Origin of the sequence: Sphingobium sp. B2D3A (genome assembly GCF_025961795.1) — a bacterium.
Lineage (GTDB): Bacteria > Pseudomonadota > Alphaproteobacteria > Sphingomonadales > Sphingomonadaceae > Sphingobium.
The window spans coordinates 3374452-3390080 of sequence record NZ_JAOQOI010000001.1 but is presented as its reverse complement, the minus strand read 5'-3'; the positions used below and the strand labels follow the sequence as shown (position 1 = coordinate 3390080).

Genomic DNA, 15629 nt, shown 5'->3' with positions numbered 1-15629 from the left:
GCGGCGTGATCTTATCCGGCGGGTGGTGGAACCATGTCGGCGTCCGAGCGCTCTAGCGGATCGATCATCGCAGCGCCGCACCGCGGCCAAATGCAATAGAATAGCTTGCAGATACAGACAGCTCAGCGAGCAACGAAGTAGGCAAAATCAATAATCGTGACCGTTTCGTTCATCTGGCAGCAATATTCGCGGCCAAACCGTTACAAAAAAGAGACAGGTGTCGTGGTTAACAGAATTTTGTGAGCGAGTTCGCGAAACCAATTCGAGGGGGTGAACGTATTGCGGCCAGCCAGTTCAGAGGCAGGAGATTTATTGTATGAAAAAGATCGCTCTCATTTCGCTCACCACCGCCATGGCAGGCCTGCTGGCTGCTCCGGCTCTGGCGCAGGATGGCGCGGGTGATTGGACCGGTCCGTATGTCGGTGGCTCGCTCGGCATGGCCTGGCAGCCCAATTATGACCGCGACACGCTCGAGACGCTGACCTTCGACACCAACAATGATGGCAATTACGGCGATACCGTTTCCACGGCTGTCCCCGGCAATGCCTTCGCGCCCGGCTTCTGCCGTGGCCGCGCGCTTGGTGCCACGCCCGGCTCCTGTGCCGGTGACAAGGATCGTCGCGTCGCCTGGGGTGTCCATGCCGGTTATGACATGCAGATGGGCAACTTCGTCGTCGGCGCTGTCATCGAAGGCGGTCGCACGATGATCGGTAACTCGGTCAGCGGCTTCAGCACCACTCCGGCCAGCTATGTCCTGTCGCGTCGGATTGACTGGGATGCCAACGCTCGTCTGCGCGCCGGTCTGGCACTCGGCACCGGTACGCTGATCTACGGCACCGGCGGTGTGGCTTACGCCAAGATCAAGAACAACTTCGCCACCAGCAACACCTTCAACACCTTCACCGAGTCCAACGAAAGCGCGGACGAGTGGGGCTGGACTGCTGGCGGCGGCATCGAGCAGCGCGTGAGCCAGAACTTCTCGATCGGCGTGCAGTATCGCTACACCCGCTTCAACACGGATGGCTACACCGTTCGCGCCGGCCAAGGCACGCCGCCGTCGCTGACGAACCCGTTCGTGATCACGCCGGCTGGCTTCACCGACATTCAGCGCACCAACGATGTGTTCGATCATCACACCGTTCGCGCGACGGCGAGCTTCCGCTTCTAAGATCGATTGCGCCCTCCCGCTTCATAAGGCGGGAGGGTGTATGTCGCACTGGAATGCCAGATACAGAAAAGGGGCCGAAACCGGCCCCTTTTTTTGTCATCGCTTGATGCCTCAGCGCACCCGGGGGCCGCCATAAGGCATGGGCGGCGGGGGACGGCGCGTGCCACGCGGCAGCTGCGCCTGATAGGCCCGCCCGCAATGCTCCACGCAATAAGGGAAGCCCGGGTTCACCTTTTCACCGCAGAAGTGGAAGTCCGGCTCGCCCGGATGGCCCATCGGCCATTTGCAGATCTTCTCGTTGAGATCGAGCAGGCTGGTCTTGTCCGCGATTTCCGGGCTGGGCTTGGCCGGAACCAGCCGGCGCGGCGGTGCCGGCGGAATCGGCTGTTGCATCTCACCCGGACCCTGCCGCAGGAAGCCGCCGGGGCCAACCGAGACGATCCGGGGCTGGGGAGGCGGGGGCGGCGTGTCGGCGGCAGGCTGGGCCGCGACGGGGGGCTGCGGCCGGGCTTCCACCACCGGAGGCGCCTTGGGCTGCGGCTTTGCGACGCGCGGCTCGGGCGCCGGCGCGGCTTCCACCTTGGGTGCGGCAGGTGCCGGCGGAGGCGCCGCCTTGCGGCTTTGCGGCGCAGCAGCGCGGCTGGAGTCCGCCGCCTTCACGGGGGAGGGGCGCGACTGCAGGCCAAGGCGGTGCGCCTTGCCGATCACGGCGTTGCGGCTCACGCCGCCCAGCTCTTCAGCGATCTGGCTCGCAGTCATGCCGCGCTCCCACATCTGCCGGAGCTGATCGATGCGTTCGTCTGTCCAGGACATGCCTATTCCTTCAAATGATCGGGTCATATGGGCATCCATGGCCCAAAGGTCAAACGGCCTGTCATCGACAAAGCCGGGCGGCACAGTATCGCTGTGCCATTGCTGCTGCGGGTGGGACGCGATAGGGCAGTTTCATGGCCGAACCTGCTTCCTCGCACACCCAACCGCTCATTCGTCATGAACCGGGCGTTCCCGTCATCCACGGCGTCAACTGGTCCGGGATGAAGGCGCTCTACCTCAAGGAAGTCCGCCGCTTCCTCAAGGTGCATCTGCAGACGATCTGGGGGCCGGCGCTTACCAGCCTGTTGTTCCTGATCATCTTCACCGTCGCGCTGGGGCGTGGCGGCCTGATGGTGATGGGCGTGCCCTTCGCTGATTTCGTGGCGCCCGGCCTCATCATCATGGCGATGGTGCAGAACAGCTTCCAGAATACCGCTACCGTGGTGCTCGCCGGCAAGCTGCAGGGCACGATTGTCGATTATCTCATGCCGCCTTTCTCGGCGGGGGAACTGCTGTTCGCCCTCGTCGCGGCCTCGGTGACCCGTGCGGCCTTTGTCGGTGGCGCGATCTGGCTGGCGATGCTGGCCTGGCCGGGCGTCCATGTGGCCCCGCATCATCTCTGGGCCGTCGTCTATTTCGGCATTGCCGGCTCGGCGATGCTGGGCTTCCTCGGCATTCTCACCGGGATCTGGGCGGAGAAGTTCGATCATGCCGCGGCCGTTACCAACTTCCTCGTCGCGCCGCTCTCGCTGCTCTCCGGCACCTTTTACTCGATGGATCATGTCTCGCCGATCATGCGGGCGATCAGCCACGTCAATCCGTTCTTCTACGCGATTTCGGGCTTCCGCTATGGCTTCCTCGCCGCAGCCGATTCGCCCATCGCGGTGGGCGCGGCGCTCCTGCTCGCGCTCAACCTCGTGCTGGCCGCCGTCTGCTATATCGGGCTACGGCAGGGGTGGCGGATCAAATCCTGAAGAGGGACATAGCCCCGGCTGCAACAGCCGAGGCGCCGCAGTCATTCAGTGCCAGTAGCTCGGGTCGAGCGCGTAATGCCCGCCGCGATGCTCGCCGAACAAGGCGGTGACAGCCGGATGATCGATCGGCTCGTCGGTTCCGTCGGCCACCAGATTCTGCTGGCTCACATAAGCGACATAGGTCGCTTCACCATTGTCCGCGAACAGATGGTAGAAAGGCTGGTCCCGCTCCGGCCGCATCGCCTCGGGAATGGCCTCATACCATTCCTCGCTGTTGGAAAAGACCGGATCGATATCGAACACAACCCCGCGAAACCCCAGCAGGCGGTGCCGGACCTTCTCCCCAATACCGAAATGCGCGTGCGACACGCGATGGGCGGCACTGATCGTCGGAATGTGCGTCACGGAAGAGAATGACTTGCGGGCTTGGGCTTGATTCATGAGACAGATTTAGTGTCGCTGGCACCGAGTGCAAGTTTTCCCGCACCGACTGCTTGGCAAAGCCCCGATCATCCGCTAACAGCGCGCGCTCGACTACCGCAGCGGCGCCCTCTCTCAGGGCACTGCGACGCGAAAACCTCTGCGGAGAGGTGGCAGAGTGGTCGAATGCGCCGCACTCGAAATGCGGTGTACGGGCAACCGTACCGTGGGTTCGAATCCCACCCTCTCCGCCAGTTCCTGCACCTCAGTGATCACTCCCGATCCAGCGCGTACGCAAATTTTCTCGGAAAACCGAGGGCTTCGAGAGAGGGGCCATCCGTCTCCGTTCGTGGTAGATCGTGTGCAAACTCGGCTGGTTTCGGGATGGAGATGCTGACTGGCAATGTCTGGAAAGAGGGCGGAACACGACCAAAATGCCTCGTTCGCCGGCGGGACTTTGAACGGCAGCTTCCGCTAGAACCGGTCATTCGGATAACGCGAGACCGCTTTGCGGCGGCGCCCCAATATGTGCCGTCAAGGGAGCCTTTCTCTGATCCTGAAAACCGACGCTGCTCCAGCGCGGCAAGTTGAAGCAGTCGGAGCACCTGACGGGCAAGCGGCCATCGAACTCGCCGACCTGTGGCTAGCGCCCCCATGCAAGGGCCTAGACGCCCGGCGCGATCAGCACCTTGCACTGCTCGCCGCGCTGTTTGAGGGCCTCGAAGACCGTGGGCGTCTCGGCGAGCGCAATGGTGCTGGTGACCATCAGCCGGGGCGCGATGGCGCCCTGTTCCAGCGCGGCAAGGGCGGCCTCATATTCCTGCACGGTGAAGAAGGCTGAGGTAACGAGGCGCACTTCCTTGCCGAGCATGGCGAAGGAGTTGAACGTGTCCGGCTTGGTGCACAGGCCCAGCAGCAGGATCGTGCCGCGCGGACGCACCTGGTCCACGGCTTGCGCGATCAGGCCGGGCACGCCGACGCATTCAAAGACGATGTCGGCCATGCCACCCAGACCCTGCACGGCACTTTCAACGGGGTTCTGCGGGTCCACCACGAACACGTCCGCGCCCATATCGTGCGCGCGCTGCTGCTGCGCGGTGGAGATATCCTGCACGGCCACCCTGGCGGCCCCGAGCCGCTTGGCCCAGAAGGCCACCGCAAGCCCGATCGGCCCTGCGCCCAACACCAGCACTTTGTCACCGGTTTTCAGGCCCGACAGGTTCACGCCATGCAGGGCCACGGCCAGCGGCTCGATAATGGCGCCATCCGCCAGCGTCAGCCCCGCCGGCAAGGGCACGCACTGGTTCGGGCGAGTGACGGCATAATCGGCATAGCCGCCACCCTGCAGCCCGAATGACGCGCACCACTGCACTTCGCCCTTGCGGCAATGTTCGCAGTCGCCGCAGCTTTTGAGCGGGATGACCGAGACGAGGTCGCCCACCTTGCGCCCCTGCGTGTTCCGACCCAGCGCCACCACCTCGCCGGCGAACTCATGGCCCAGCACATCGCCATGCTTGCATCCATAAGCGGCATCCTGCGTCATATGCAGATCACTGCCGCAAATGCCGCAGCGCCCCACCTTGACCACCAGTTCGCCCTCGCCGGGCGTGGGATCAGGAATGTCCTCGAACGCCAGCGGCGTGTGGAGCGCCTGGAAGATAACGGCTTTCACAAATATGCCCTTTCGTCTCTCGCCGAGGCCGAGCGCAAAACGACGACACTGCGGCCGGCCCCCGCCCTATCGATGTCATTGGCGCTCATGTAGCGTCAGCCAACGGTCAACCCGCCGTCCAGCACCATCGCGTGGCCCGTCATGTAACTACTCTCATCGGACGCCAGAAAGGCGACGGCCTTGGCAATTTCATCGACGGAGCCGAGCCGCTTAAGGGGGACCGTCGCTGAAAACGCATCGGTATCCGGCGCGCCCAGCCGGTGGACGATGTCGGTCAACATCCGGCTCTCGATAAAGCCGGGATGCACTGAATTGACGCGCACGCCAAACGGCGCGGCTTCGAGGGCGGCCGTGCGGGACAGGCCGAGGACCGCATGCTTGGACATGATGTAGCCGGACATATTGGCAGCCCCGACCAGTCCGGCGATGGAAGAGGTGTTGATGATGGCCCCGCTCTTCTGCCGCTGCATCTCCGGCAGCACATATTTCAGCCCGAGGAAGACGCCCAGCACATTCACTTCGAAGATCCTGCTGAATGCTGCGGTCGGGTAGTCCGCAATGGCAGCTTGCGGTCCCTCGATGCCTGCATTGTTGAAGAAGATGTCGATGCTGGGTGCCAGCGCCCGGGCGGCCTCCACATAGGCCTTCACGTCAGCCTCTCGGCTCACATCCGCGCGGATCAGCGCGAAGGAGGGGTCGGCCGCAAAACTCTGCTGGATGACACTGGCATCCGCCTCTGGATGATCGACGCCGATGATGCGGGCACCGCGCGCCGCCAGTTCCCGCGCCGTGGCATGGCCGATATTACCAACCACCCCAGTGATGAGTGCCGTTTTTCCCCTCAGCGTTTGGGCGTGTGAGGTGACGCTCATGCGATGCGCCCCGACTGGGGCCTCCATCCGATCACTTAAAGGCACCGAGCAGTACCCCGCCATCGATGGGCAGTTCCGCGCCGGTCATGAAATCCGACGCGTCCGATGCCAGATAGAGCGCCAGTGGCTTGATCTGGTGGACATCGGCCATGTGTCCCATCGGCACATATTTACCCATGGCCGCGCGGGCTGCCGGGTCCGCCAGATAGCCGCCGCCGATGTTGGTGACGAACATGCCCGGTGAAATTGCGTTCACACGGATGCCGAATTCCGCCAGCTCCAGCGCGACCTGCCGGACTAGGTGGGAGACGGCCGCCTTGGAAACCATGTAGGCGGTCGCGATCGTCGGAAAGGCCATGGTGGAGGCGACAGATGACGTCACGACGATGGACCCGGGCCGGCCCAGCACCTTCATCGCGCGCGCGGCATTCGATACGGTGTAGGCCGTGCCATTGAGATTGACGTCGAGAATGCGTGCCCAGCTTGACTGTGCCAGATTCTCTATCTCGCCTTGGGGCACGCGCCGTTGATGGGCTGCGTCCCAGAAGCCCGGGCCATCGCCAATCCCGGCATTGGCAAAGACAGCATCGAGGCTCCCGAACCGCGCGACATGCTCATCAATGGCGGCGGCTACTGCTGTGGCGTCGCTAATGTCGAGCTGATGGGCATGGACCGTCCAGCCCAGATCACGCATCCGGGCGGCCTCAGCCTCGATATTGTCGCTGCTGCGACCCGTCAGGGTGACCTTTGCACCGCACTCGGCCAGCGCCTCGGCATAAGCGAGGCCAAGCCCCGCGCCACCGCCGGTCACAAACACCGAACGGCCCTCAACGTCGAACTTGCTGGTTACGGAGTTCAATGCGCCTCTCCTCTCCGGTCACGCGGCGTATCTGCCACCGCCATGCCATGGTGCCGATCTGAGCCGCCCGTCTCATAGACCGTGGCATGGCTCAGGACCGACCTGGTCTTCCGTCAATATGCCGCGTTCGGGCCGCTCATAACAAGTGCGACATGGGCGTTGCGGCGAGCCGATGACAGCTTTCGGGAGGCTGAAGACTTCGCGAAATCTTGCACGGAAAGCCCGGTATTTAGCCGTTCTAGCTGGAGGTCGGGCAAGACTGGGCCGGACCGACCAAGGTGGAGGATACACGCAGATACCGAAGTTTGTTCTCCGTCATACGCACAGGTCCAGCGAGATACCGGTAAGCTGGATGGCAACGATAGGGCGTCCGGTTTATAATGGCGGACACGGGATTTGCCATTCGTGGTCCGGTGAATTGAAAAGCCTCGAAAAGCCCGTGGGCGAAACGGGGATGCAAATGGAGAGAAGCTTGAGCGACCTTCCCAATGTTGACGAGAGGCGGCGTGCCGAGTGGCTGGCGCTCTATGAGAGGATGCTGCTGATCCGCCGTGCGGAAGAGCGCCTCGGCAAGGAGGCGCAGGCTGGCAATCTGCCGGGCGGCGTGCATCTCTACATCGGTCAGGAAGCCTCGGGCGTTGGGGTCTGTTCCGTTCTGGAAGACCGCGACTTCATCACCAGCACCCACCGGGGCCACGGCCATTTTCTGGCCAAGGGCGGTGATCTCAATGCCATGTTTGCCGAGCTTTGGGGCAAGCGGACCGGCATCTGCCGTGGCATGGGCGGATCGATGCACGTGGCGGATGTCAGCAAGGGCATCCTCGGCGCCAACGGCATTGTCGGCGGCGGTATCGCCATTGCCGCAGGCGCAGGCATGGGGATCAAGGTCGCCAAGGAGACCGCCGTCTCGGTCTGCCTGTTCGGCGATGGCGCGGCCAATCAGGGCGTGCTGATGGAAAGCCTCAACATGAGTGCGGTGTGGAGCTTCCCGGTCATCTGGGTGCTCGAGAATAATGGCCTGTCCGAATTCACCATCACCGACCGGGTGACGGCCGGCGAATTTACCGATCGCGCCCGGGCCGTCGGTATGCCGGCGGTCACCGTGGACGGCAATGATGTGCTGGCGGTGCAGGCAGCGATGGCAGAGGCGGTGGACCGGGCGCGCGCTGGCGGCGGCCCCAGCTTTATCGAGACCAAGACCTACCGCATTCACGGCCATCTTGAGGCTGAGGAGGCCTTTCTGGGTGGCTACACCTATCGCACCCAAGAGGAAATCGAGGGCTGGCGGACCCCAGACAAGGACCCGATCCTGCGCTTTGCCACCCGGCTGCTCGCGGAAGGCGGCGCCTCCCAGAGCGATCTCGATCAGGTCAACGACCGCGTCCTGACGCAGATCGAGACTGCGGTCGCCTTCGCGCTGGAAAGCGAAGATGCCGACCCGGAGCTTGTCTTCGAAATTACCTTTTCCGGCCAGCGGCCCTGAGGACAGATCATCATGGCAAAGCAACGCTATATCCAGGCAATCAACCAGGTTTTCCTCGATGAGATGGAGCGCGACAAGAACATCATCCTCTTCGGAGAAGATGTCGAGTTGGCCATTTTCGGCGACACCCGCGAGGTCTACAACCGGTTTGGACCGGACCGCGTCTACAATACCCCCATCTGTGAAGCCTCGCTGACCGGCATGGCCGTCGGTGCGGCGGCGGCAGGGCGGCGGGTCATCCTGCACCTGATGTTCGGCAACTTCGTCTACACCGGCATGGACGCGATCGCTCACCAGATGGCGAAGCTGCGGATGATGACCGGCGGGCAGATGAACCTCCCCATCACCATCATCGCCGGCTATGGCGGCGGGCGGTCGCTGGCCGCGCAGCATTCCGACACGCCCTATCCGACGCTGATGAATATCGGCGGGGTCAACGTGGCGACGCCGGCGACCCCGGCCGATGCCAAGGGCCTGCTCACCACGGCCATTCGGGGCAACAACCCCACCTTCTTCCTTGAGGCGAGCGGGCGCGGCGGCGACAGCGGCGAGGTACCGGACGGCGAGTATCTGGTCCCCTTCGGCAAGGCTGCGGTCCACCATGAAGGGACCGATCTGACTATCTGCGCCATCGGCACCATGGTGCGCCCGGCGCTCCGTGCGGCACGCGCACTGGAAGACCATGGCATATCCGCGGAGGTCATCGATCCGCGCACGCTGGTTCCGCTCGATGAGGCGGGTATCGCCGCATCGGTCCGCAAGACGGGGCGACTGGTGCTGGTCGATGAATCCAAGGATCGCTGCAGTGCCGCGTCCCACACTGCGGCGCTCATGGCCGACAGCTGCTTCTCGTCGCTGAAAGCGCCGATTAAGCGGGTGACCGTTCCCAATGTGTCGATGCCTTATTCGGGCGTGGCCGAAATGGCCGTTTTCCCGAACCAAGACAAGGTGGTCACTGCGGCCCTCTCAATCTGCGGTGAACTGCGTGGGGTGACGGCATGAAGGTGAAACTGAAGCTGCCGCGCTACGGCATGAACATGGAAGAGGCGACGATCGTGACCTGGCACAAGCAGCCGGGCGATCCGATCAAGGAAGGCGAACCGCTTTACGAGATCGAGACCGAGAAGGTCACGCAAGTGATCGAGGCGACAGGCGATGGCACGATGGTCGAAATCCTCGTGCCGGAGGATGAGATCGCCGAGGTCGGACAAGCGGTATGCATTGTTGAAGTGGGCTGATCGGTCGCCGCGGGCGACCTGACCAACGGGATTACTGCACCATGAGTGATTATATTCACGCCGCGCCCACAACGGGCGCGGCGGAGGGCGCTCGCGCGTCCACGCAATCCCGCGGAACGCAGATGGCCTGGGCGCTGTACGAGGCCGCCCGCAATCCATTCTACGTACTCATCAACATCTATGTCTTCTCCGCCTATTTCGCCAATCGGGTGGTGGGCGATCCGGTGTGGGGGCAGGCGCTGTGGGGTTATATCCTCTCCACGGCGGCGCTGTGCGTCGCGCTGTGCGCGCCCCTGCTTGGCACCATTGCCGACGCGGGCGGGCGCAGAAAGCCCTTCCTACTCGCCTGTATCGCGGTGGCGGTACCGGCGACGGCAATCCTGACGCTGGCACGGCCCGATTTGGGCGGTGGCGTGCTGCTGATCGCCGCCGCGCTGGTGGTCGCCAATATCTGCTACGAACTGTCGTCCATCTTCTACAATGCGCTGCTACCCCAGGTTGCGCCCTCAAGCCGCTTCGGGCGGGTGAGTGGTCTGGCCTACGCCCTAGCCAACGGGGCCGGCATCATCCTGTTCGGTGCGTATCTGCTGGCAGACCGCACCCTTGTTCAGGGCGACGGCGCGTGGCCAACCGAGCGCTTCGTGCCCCCGGTCGTGGCGCTCTGGTGGCTGGCCTTCTCGCTGCCCATCCTGCTCAAGGTTTCAGACCCTGCGGCCAACAAACTGCCGCTCGGCAAGGTGGTGGGCGACGGGCTGAAGCGTCTGCGTCGATCCATAACGCGTCTGCGGTCGATGCCCGATGTGCTGCATTATTTGATCGCCCGCATGGTGTTCAACGAAGGCTTCATCGTGCTGATGATGTTCATGGGCGTGGTCGGCTCGGGCGTTCTCGGGTGGGGCGGTGTCCAACTGTCCGTCATGGGCCTTGTACTCAGCGTCGTGGCGGTGGGCGGATCGCTTTTCGGCGGCGTTCTGGATGATCGGCTGGGATCGAAATCGGCTCTGCAGATCGTGATCCTCGGCTGTGTGGCTTCCAACCTGCTGCTTGTCACGATTGGCCCTGATACCGTCCTGTTCATGGCCACCGATCCCGATGCCACCGGCGGTCTGTATCCGCGCATCGCGGATAAGGCGTTCTTCTTTGCAGAAGGGCTCGCCGCCTTCTTCGTGACGGCAGGGCTTGTCTCCAGCCGGGCGATGCTTGCCAAGATCGCGCCCCGGGAATCGCTGAACGAACTGTTTGGCATCTACGCCCTGTCGGGCACCGCCACGTCGTTCCTCGGCCCGCTGACGATTGCCGTCCTCACCCAGCTGTTCGCCAGCCAGCGGGCTGGCCTCACTGCAGGGCTGATCTTCCTGCTCGGCGGCCTGTCGCTGCTGCGCAAGGTAAGCGCGGGACGCGGCGATGACGCCGCCATGCCGGCGCGGCCCTGAACCAAATTACGCGATTTCTGATCAATCAATTCGGAGGATATCATGCAATTCAAGTCGCTTCAGGACAAGATCGACCAACTCGGCAATCCCGCCAAATGGCTGCGCGATGTGAGCGTGGGTGCCTATCAGTACCCGGTCAAAAGCGAGTATACCAACTGGCGCGACGAGCAGCGCTCCTGGCACGAAACCGTCGGCCTGCTGGACCAGTCCCTCCACATGACCGACCTGTATGTTGAAGGGCCGGACACGATAAAGCTGCTCTCCGAGGTCGGCGTCAATTCGTTCAAGAATTATGGCCGCAACAAGGGCAAGCAGCTCATCTGCTGCAACCACGACGGTTATCTGATCGGCGACATGATCCTCTTCGGGCTGAAAGATGACAAGGTGAACATCGTCGGCCGCCCTGCCGTGGCCAACTGGATCGAATTCATCGCCTCCACCGGCAGCTATGACGTAAAGACCGAGCGGGACGAGCGCTCCATCTCCAATCCGCAGCCGCGCAAGACGTACCGCTTCGAGCTGCAGGGCCCCAACGCCTGGCCGCTGCTGGAGAAGCTGAATGGCGGGCCGATCGACAAGCCCAAATTCTTCCAGATGACGGAAATCACCGTGGCAGGACATAAGGCCAGAGCGCTGGCCCACTCCTTCGCCGGTGCACCGGGCCTTGAATTCTGGGGGCCGTGGGATGAGGGCGACGATGTCCGCGCCAAGATCCTCGAAGCGGGCGCCGAATTCGGGCTGAAGCTCGTCGGCGGCCGGGCCTACGGCACCTGCGCGGTCGAGGCGGGCTGGATCCCGTCCCCGCTGCAGGCGATCTATTCGGGCGAAAATATGCGCGCCTACCGGGAATGGCTGCCGGGCAATGGATTTGAAGCAAACGCCTCCATCGGCGGCAGCTTCGTCTCCGACAATATCGAGGATTATTATCTATCCCCCTGGGATCTCGACTACGGACGGTTGATCAAATTCGACCATGACTTCATCGGCCGCTCGGCTCTGGAAAAGATGGTCGACCAGCCACATCGCCGCAAGGTCACGCTGGAATGGAATGCAGACGATGCCATCGCCATTTACGCCAGCCAGTTGCTGGACGGCACGAACGCCAAGTTCATGGAAATGCCGAATGCGCACTATGCCGCGCACCCATACGATAGCGTGACCAAGGGCGGACAGCGCATCGGCCTGTCCACCTATCCCTGCTACCTCTCCGTGCAGCGCAAGTGGATATCGCTTGCCACCCTCGCCGACACGGAGATGGGCGAGGAAGTCTCGATCCTGTGGGGCGAGCCCGGTGGCGGATCGTCCAAGCCGGGTGTCGAGCGCCATGTCCAGAAGGATGTGCGGGCCACCGTTCTTCCCTGGCCCTATTCGGCATCGGCCCAGGAATATCGGTCGCGTTGAGTCACGCACTCCTCCCGATAGCAGGTGATCGGGAGGAGCGCGGCAGTGCACCGTGGAGCGCATTTTCGTGCATCGCCACCCGCGCTGACATCCGCGAAACACCCTATCAAGAACCACACATAATAACGTCCGCAAGGACTGTCCGGAGGGGCCAGAACCATGATCAGATCATTTGTTGGAATCGCATTCGTTTCCTCACTGTGCTGTGGCGTGTCGACCAATGCGGTCGCACAAGCCGTCGACTCGTCGGCGCCGCAGGCCGCCGCGCCCGCCGCAGGCGACAGCGACATTATCGTGACGGCCCAGCGCCGCGAGGAGCGCTTGCAGGACGTTCCCATCGCGGTGCAAACGCAGACAGCGAAACAGTTGGAAATTCGCGGCATCGAGGGCGTGCAGGCGCTTGGCGAGGTCGTCCCCAGCCTGAGCGTCTCCAGTGCCGTCGGCTTTGCGATCACCTATTTGCGTGGCGTCGGCAGCACGGCCATCGGTCCGGGCATCGAGACGCCGGTGTCGATCTACGTTGACGGGGTCTATTATGCGTCATCGACCTCGGCACTGTTCGATTTCAATAACATCAGCCGCATCGAGGTTCTCAAGGGGCCGCAGGGCACGCTGTTCGGCCGCAACGCGACGGGTGGCCTGATCCAGGTCGTCACCGGCGACCCCTCACGCAATCTCGACGTGCGGCTGGGCGTCAGCGTCGACAATTACCTCACGACAAAGGGCAATGCCTATGTCGCGGGCGCCATTTCCAATGGCATCACGGCCGATCTCGCCGTCTCCGCCAGCACGCAGGACAAGGGCTGGGGCGTGAACGTGCCGACCGGCGACAAGGTGAATCGCAATATCCACAATATCAGCGTGCGGTCCAAATGGCTGTTCGAGCTGAGTGACACCACGCGCGCGCGCCTGATTGGCGATTTCACGGACATGGCCAATTCCTTCAACGGCCAGCGGGTGTTCCCGGGCACGAATCTTCCGACTTTCCTCGGCGTGCCCAATACGCCTGGCGATCCATGGGATCTCAATGGCGATGCCGTGCCCCGGGTCGATAATCGCAACTGGGGTGTCAGCTTCAAGCTCGATCAGGATATTGGCGATCTGACCCTGAGCAGCATTACCGCCTATCGCAATTCGAATACCAATTTGCGCTGGGATATCGATTTCACGCCGGTGCCGCATTTCGAGGGCAATCTGGTCGATCTGGAACGTCAGTTCAGTCAGGAGCTGCAGCTTTCGTCCGGAGGTTCCGGCCCGTTGACCTGGACGGCAGGCGTCTATTACTTCCGCGCCCGCGGCATCTATGATCCTTCGCAAGTCTTCTCGCGGGATGTGCCGAACAACCTGTTTGGCCCGTTTGAATCCGTGCTGCTGTTCGGCAACCAGTTGACCGAATCGCTCGCGGGCTATGGCCAGGGCACTCTGAGCCTGACACCCGAAACAAAGCTCACCGTCGGCGCCCGCTACACATACGAACAGCGCGAGATCGATGGCCGTACCGAGGCCATTGCGTTCGGCAGTCCTGCCCGCGTTTTGCTGGGGACCACCCCCCATGACGAGATTTCGTTCAAGAAGCCCACCTTCCGGGTGTCGCTTGATCACCGGTTCTCGCCGGAGGTGCTGGCTTATGCCTCCTTCAACACCGGCTTCAAGAGCGGCGGATTCAACACGCAACTTTCCACCGATCCCGCCTTCCTGCCCGAAACGCTCAATGCCTATGAACTGGGCCTCAAGACGGACCTGCTGGACAATCGTCTGCGGATGAACTTCGCGGCTTATTACTATGATTACAAGAACATCCAGGTGCAGAAGGTCGGCCTCGCCGCAACTGGGATCATCAACGGCGCGTCAGCCAGAATCTACGGCGCCGAGGTCGATTTCGATGCGCGCATCTCTCCGGCCTTCGATTTGGCGGGCAGCCTCGCGTACACCAACGCGCAGTTCAAGGAGTTCACCAACGCACCGTTCACCGGCCCCAATGGCGGTGTGGCGTCCTTCCCCGGCGATGCCAGCGGAAACCGCATTCCCAAGGCGCCACGCCTTCAGGGCAACCTGTCGGCCACCTACACGCTGGACATGTCGGACGGATCGAAGATCGCGTTCAACGCCACGGGTATCTACTCGTCGCGCTATTTCTTCGAGGCCAATAACATCGTGTCCCAGGCGCCGTTCGCGAAATTGAACGCCGCCGTGGCCTGGACCTCCGCCGACGATCACTACTCGGTGCGGGTCTTCGGCACCAACCTGACCGACAAGGCAGTGGGAACCTACAGCTCGACCCTGTCCGACGGCACCATCAACATCAGCTACGATCCGCCCCGCATCTTCGGAATCGCGCTGGACTATCGGTACTGAGCCCTGCTGCAACGATCGCCAAGGAACGGATATGTTGAACGATGTGAATATCCTCGGATCATACTGGACCTTGGCGGCCGGCACGGCACCGGTGGTGCAGGAACTGTGCCACCACAACATCCGCGACCGCATTGAATGCGCGTCGCGAGCGGGCTTTACCGGGATGGGCTTCTGGCATTCCGATCTGGCCGTCCTGCGCGAGCGGCATGGCTTTGCCGAGGTCAAGGCGATGCTGGCGGCCAATGGCATCGCCCATATCGAAGTCGAATGGTTGAACGACTGGTATTGCACAGGAGAGCGTCGCGCGGCGTCCGACGAGAGCCGCGCCTTGCTGCTCGATGCGGCCGAAGCACTCGGGGCGAACCACATCAAGGTGGCGGACCTCGATAATGACGGCACGCCGCTGGACCGGATGACCGAGGAATTCGCCACGCTTTGCGCGCAAGCCGCGGAGCGCGGCACCAAGATCTTGTTCGAGATGCTCCCGGCGGGATTTTCCCACCTTCCCAGCCTCGACCATGTGCTGTCGCTGACGCGCGGCGCCGGGGCGAAGAACGGCGGCATCATGATCGACAATCTCCACGTGGTCCGTACCGGGACAACGCTGGCCGATCTGGTGGAGAAGCTTACGCCGCAGGACCTGATCGGCGTCGAAATCAACGATGGCGTGTTGGCCAAGCCGGTCGACTTCATGGATTCGGTCATCAATCGCAGGCGCCTGCCGGGCGATGGCGAGTTCGATATCGTCGGCTTCCTCCGCGCGATCTGGAGCCTGGGCTATGATGGTCCGATCGGCGTGGAAGTCATGCACGAATATTTCAGGGAGTGGCCGCTCGACCGGATGGCCGAGGTGAGCTTTGCCAAGACCGCAACGGTCATCGCAGAAGCGCGCTCTGAGATCGTCTGAGCCTTTCTGAGCCAGGCCATCCTCAACTGGAGAT

General features: G+C 62.7%; 14 protein-coding genes and 1 tRNA gene. 10 read left to right on the top strand and 5 right to left on the bottom strand.

Going from position 1 to position 15629, the window contains the following annotated elements:
• Positions 1 to 316: 316 nt before the first annotated feature.
• Positions 317 to 1168 carry an outer membrane protein gene (locus M2337_RS15790; RefSeq protein ID WP_264571006.1) on the top strand — a complete coding sequence of 284 codons (852 nt, stop codon included), beginning with the start codon at positions 317 to 319 and terminating at the stop codon, positions 1166 to 1168.
• 111 nt (positions 1169 to 1279) lie between these two features.
• On the opposite strand, the gene M2337_RS15785 is transcribed toward M2337_RS15790, so the two are convergent.
• Positions 1280 to 1981 carry a GcrA family cell cycle regulator gene (locus M2337_RS15785; RefSeq protein ID WP_264571005.1) on the bottom strand — a complete coding sequence of 234 codons (702 nt, stop codon included), beginning with the start codon at positions 1979 to 1981 and terminating at the stop codon, positions 1280 to 1282.
• Between the two features lie 134 nt (positions 1982 to 2115).
• Between M2337_RS15785 and M2337_RS15780 the strand changes: the two genes are divergently transcribed.
• Positions 2116 to 2955, top strand: a complete 840-nt coding sequence (locus M2337_RS15780) for an ABC transporter permease (RefSeq protein WP_181560303.1) — start codon at positions 2116 to 2118, stop codon at positions 2953 to 2955.
• Positions 2956 to 3000: 45 nt separating this feature from the next.
• Here M2337_RS15780 and hspQ read toward each other — a convergent pair whose 3' ends face one another.
• On the bottom strand, positions 3001 to 3396 hold the full coding sequence (gene hspQ, locus M2337_RS15775; RefSeq protein ID WP_264571004.1) for a heat shock protein HspQ: 396 nt from the start codon (positions 3394 to 3396) through the stop codon (positions 3001 to 3003).
• 143 nt (positions 3397 to 3539) lie between these two features.
• Here hspQ and M2337_RS15770 point away from each other — a divergent pair.
• Positions 3540 to 3629: transfer RNA gene (locus tag M2337_RS15770), tRNA-Ser, on the top strand.
• 410 nt (positions 3630 to 4039) lie between these two features.
• Here M2337_RS15770 and M2337_RS15765 read toward each other — a convergent pair.
• The 3 genes from M2337_RS15765 to M2337_RS15755 all read right to left on the bottom strand — a co-directional run bounded on the left by M2337_RS15765 (position 4040) and on the right by M2337_RS15755 (position 6778).
• Complete coding sequence (locus M2337_RS15765) at positions 4040 to 5047, bottom strand: alcohol dehydrogenase catalytic domain-containing protein (protein WP_264571003.1); 1008 nt, start codon at positions 5045 to 5047, stop codon at positions 4040 to 4042.
• Between the two features lie 95 nt (positions 5048 to 5142).
• On the bottom strand, positions 5143 to 5982 hold the full coding sequence (locus M2337_RS15760) for an SDR family NAD(P)-dependent oxidoreductase (RefSeq protein ID WP_264588614.1): 840 nt from the start codon (positions 5980 to 5982) through the stop codon (positions 5143 to 5145).
• Positions 5951 to 6778 (bottom strand): SDR family NAD(P)-dependent oxidoreductase, encoded by an 828-nt coding sequence (locus tag M2337_RS15755; RefSeq protein ID WP_264571001.1) that lies wholly within the window; start codon positions 6776 to 6778, stop codon positions 5951 to 5953. The genes M2337_RS15760 and M2337_RS15755 overlap by 32 nt, the downstream gene beginning before the upstream one ends.
• Before the next feature lie 472 nt (positions 6779 to 7250).
• Between M2337_RS15755 and M2337_RS15750 the strand changes: the two genes are divergently transcribed.
• The 7 genes from M2337_RS15750 (at position 7251) to M2337_RS15720 (ending at position 15595) form a co-directional block, all read left to right on the top strand.
• Positions 7251 to 8261, top strand: a complete 1011-nt coding sequence (locus tag M2337_RS15750) for a thiamine pyrophosphate-dependent dehydrogenase E1 component subunit alpha (protein ID WP_264571000.1) — start codon at positions 7251 to 7253, stop codon at positions 8259 to 8261.
• A 12-nt stretch (positions 8262 to 8273) separates the two neighbouring features.
• Positions 8274 to 9263, top strand: coding sequence for an alpha-ketoacid dehydrogenase subunit beta (locus M2337_RS15745; protein ID WP_264570999.1), 990 nt, complete (start codon positions 8274 to 8276; stop codon positions 9261 to 9263).
• Positions 9260 to 9499 carry a lipoyl domain-containing protein gene (locus M2337_RS15740; protein WP_264570998.1) on the top strand — a complete coding sequence of 80 codons (240 nt, stop codon included), beginning with the start codon at positions 9260 to 9262 and terminating at the stop codon, positions 9497 to 9499. Before M2337_RS15745 ends, M2337_RS15740 begins: the two co-directional genes overlap by 4 nt.
• Positions 9500 to 9540: 41 nt before the next feature.
• Positions 9541 to 10932 (top strand): MFS transporter, encoded by a 1392-nt coding sequence (locus M2337_RS15735; RefSeq protein WP_264570997.1) that lies wholly within the window; start codon positions 9541 to 9543, stop codon positions 10930 to 10932.
• A gap of 42 nt (positions 10933 to 10974) precedes the next feature.
• On the top strand, positions 10975 to 12333 hold the full coding sequence (locus M2337_RS15730; protein WP_264570996.1) for an aminomethyl transferase family protein: 1359 nt from the start codon (positions 10975 to 10977) through the stop codon (positions 12331 to 12333).
• Between the two features lie 159 nt (positions 12334 to 12492).
• Complete coding sequence (locus M2337_RS15725; RefSeq protein ID WP_264570995.1) at positions 12493 to 14688, top strand: TonB-dependent receptor; 2196 nt, start codon at positions 12493 to 12495, stop codon at positions 14686 to 14688.
• A 31-nt stretch (positions 14689 to 14719) separates the two neighbouring features.
• The gene (locus tag M2337_RS15720) at positions 14720 to 15595 is read left to right on the top strand and encodes a sugar phosphate isomerase/epimerase family protein (protein WP_264570994.1); all 876 of its coding nucleotides are present in this window, start codon (positions 14720 to 14722) and stop codon (positions 15593 to 15595) included.
• Positions 15596 to 15629 lie beyond the last annotated feature (34 nt).

Bases quoted from the DNA above. Each gene is read 5' to 3' on its own strand.
- M2337_RS15735 (WP_264570997.1), top strand. From the start codon at position 9,541: ATGAGTGATTATATTCACGCCGCGCCCACAACGGGCGCGGCGGAGGGC.
- hspQ (WP_264571004.1), bottom strand. From the start codon at position 3,396: ATGAATCAAGCCCAAGCCCGCAAGTCATTCTCTTCCGTGACGCACATT.
- M2337_RS15740 (WP_264570998.1), top strand. From the start codon at position 9,260: ATGAAGGTGAAACTGAAGCTGCCGCGCTACGGCATGAACATGGAAGAG.
- M2337_RS15745 (WP_264570999.1), top strand. From the start codon at position 8,274: ATGGCAAAGCAACGCTATATCCAGGCAATCAACCAGGTTTTCCTCGAT.
- M2337_RS15725 (WP_264570995.1), top strand. From the start codon at position 12,493: ATGATCAGATCATTTGTTGGAATCGCATTCGTTTCCTCACTGTGCTGT.
- M2337_RS15780 (WP_181560303.1), top strand. From the start codon at position 2,116: ATGGCCGAACCTGCTTCCTCGCACACCCAACCGCTCATTCGTCATGAA.
- M2337_RS15720 (WP_264570994.1), top strand. From the start codon at position 14,720: ATGTTGAACGATGTGAATATCCTCGGATCATACTGGACCTTGGCGGCC.
- M2337_RS15760 (WP_264588614.1), bottom strand. From the start codon at position 5,982: ATGGCGGGGTACTGCTCGGTGCCTTTAAGTGATCGGATGGAGGCCCCA.
- M2337_RS15790 (WP_264571006.1), top strand. From the start codon at position 317: ATGAAAAAGATCGCTCTCATTTCGCTCACCACCGCCATGGCAGGCCTG.
- M2337_RS15785 (WP_264571005.1), bottom strand. From the start codon at position 1,981: ATGTCCTGGACAGACGAACGCATCGATCAGCTCCGGCAGATGTGGGAG.
- M2337_RS15730 (WP_264570996.1), top strand. From the start codon at position 10,975: ATGCAATTCAAGTCGCTTCAGGACAAGATCGACCAACTCGGCAATCCC.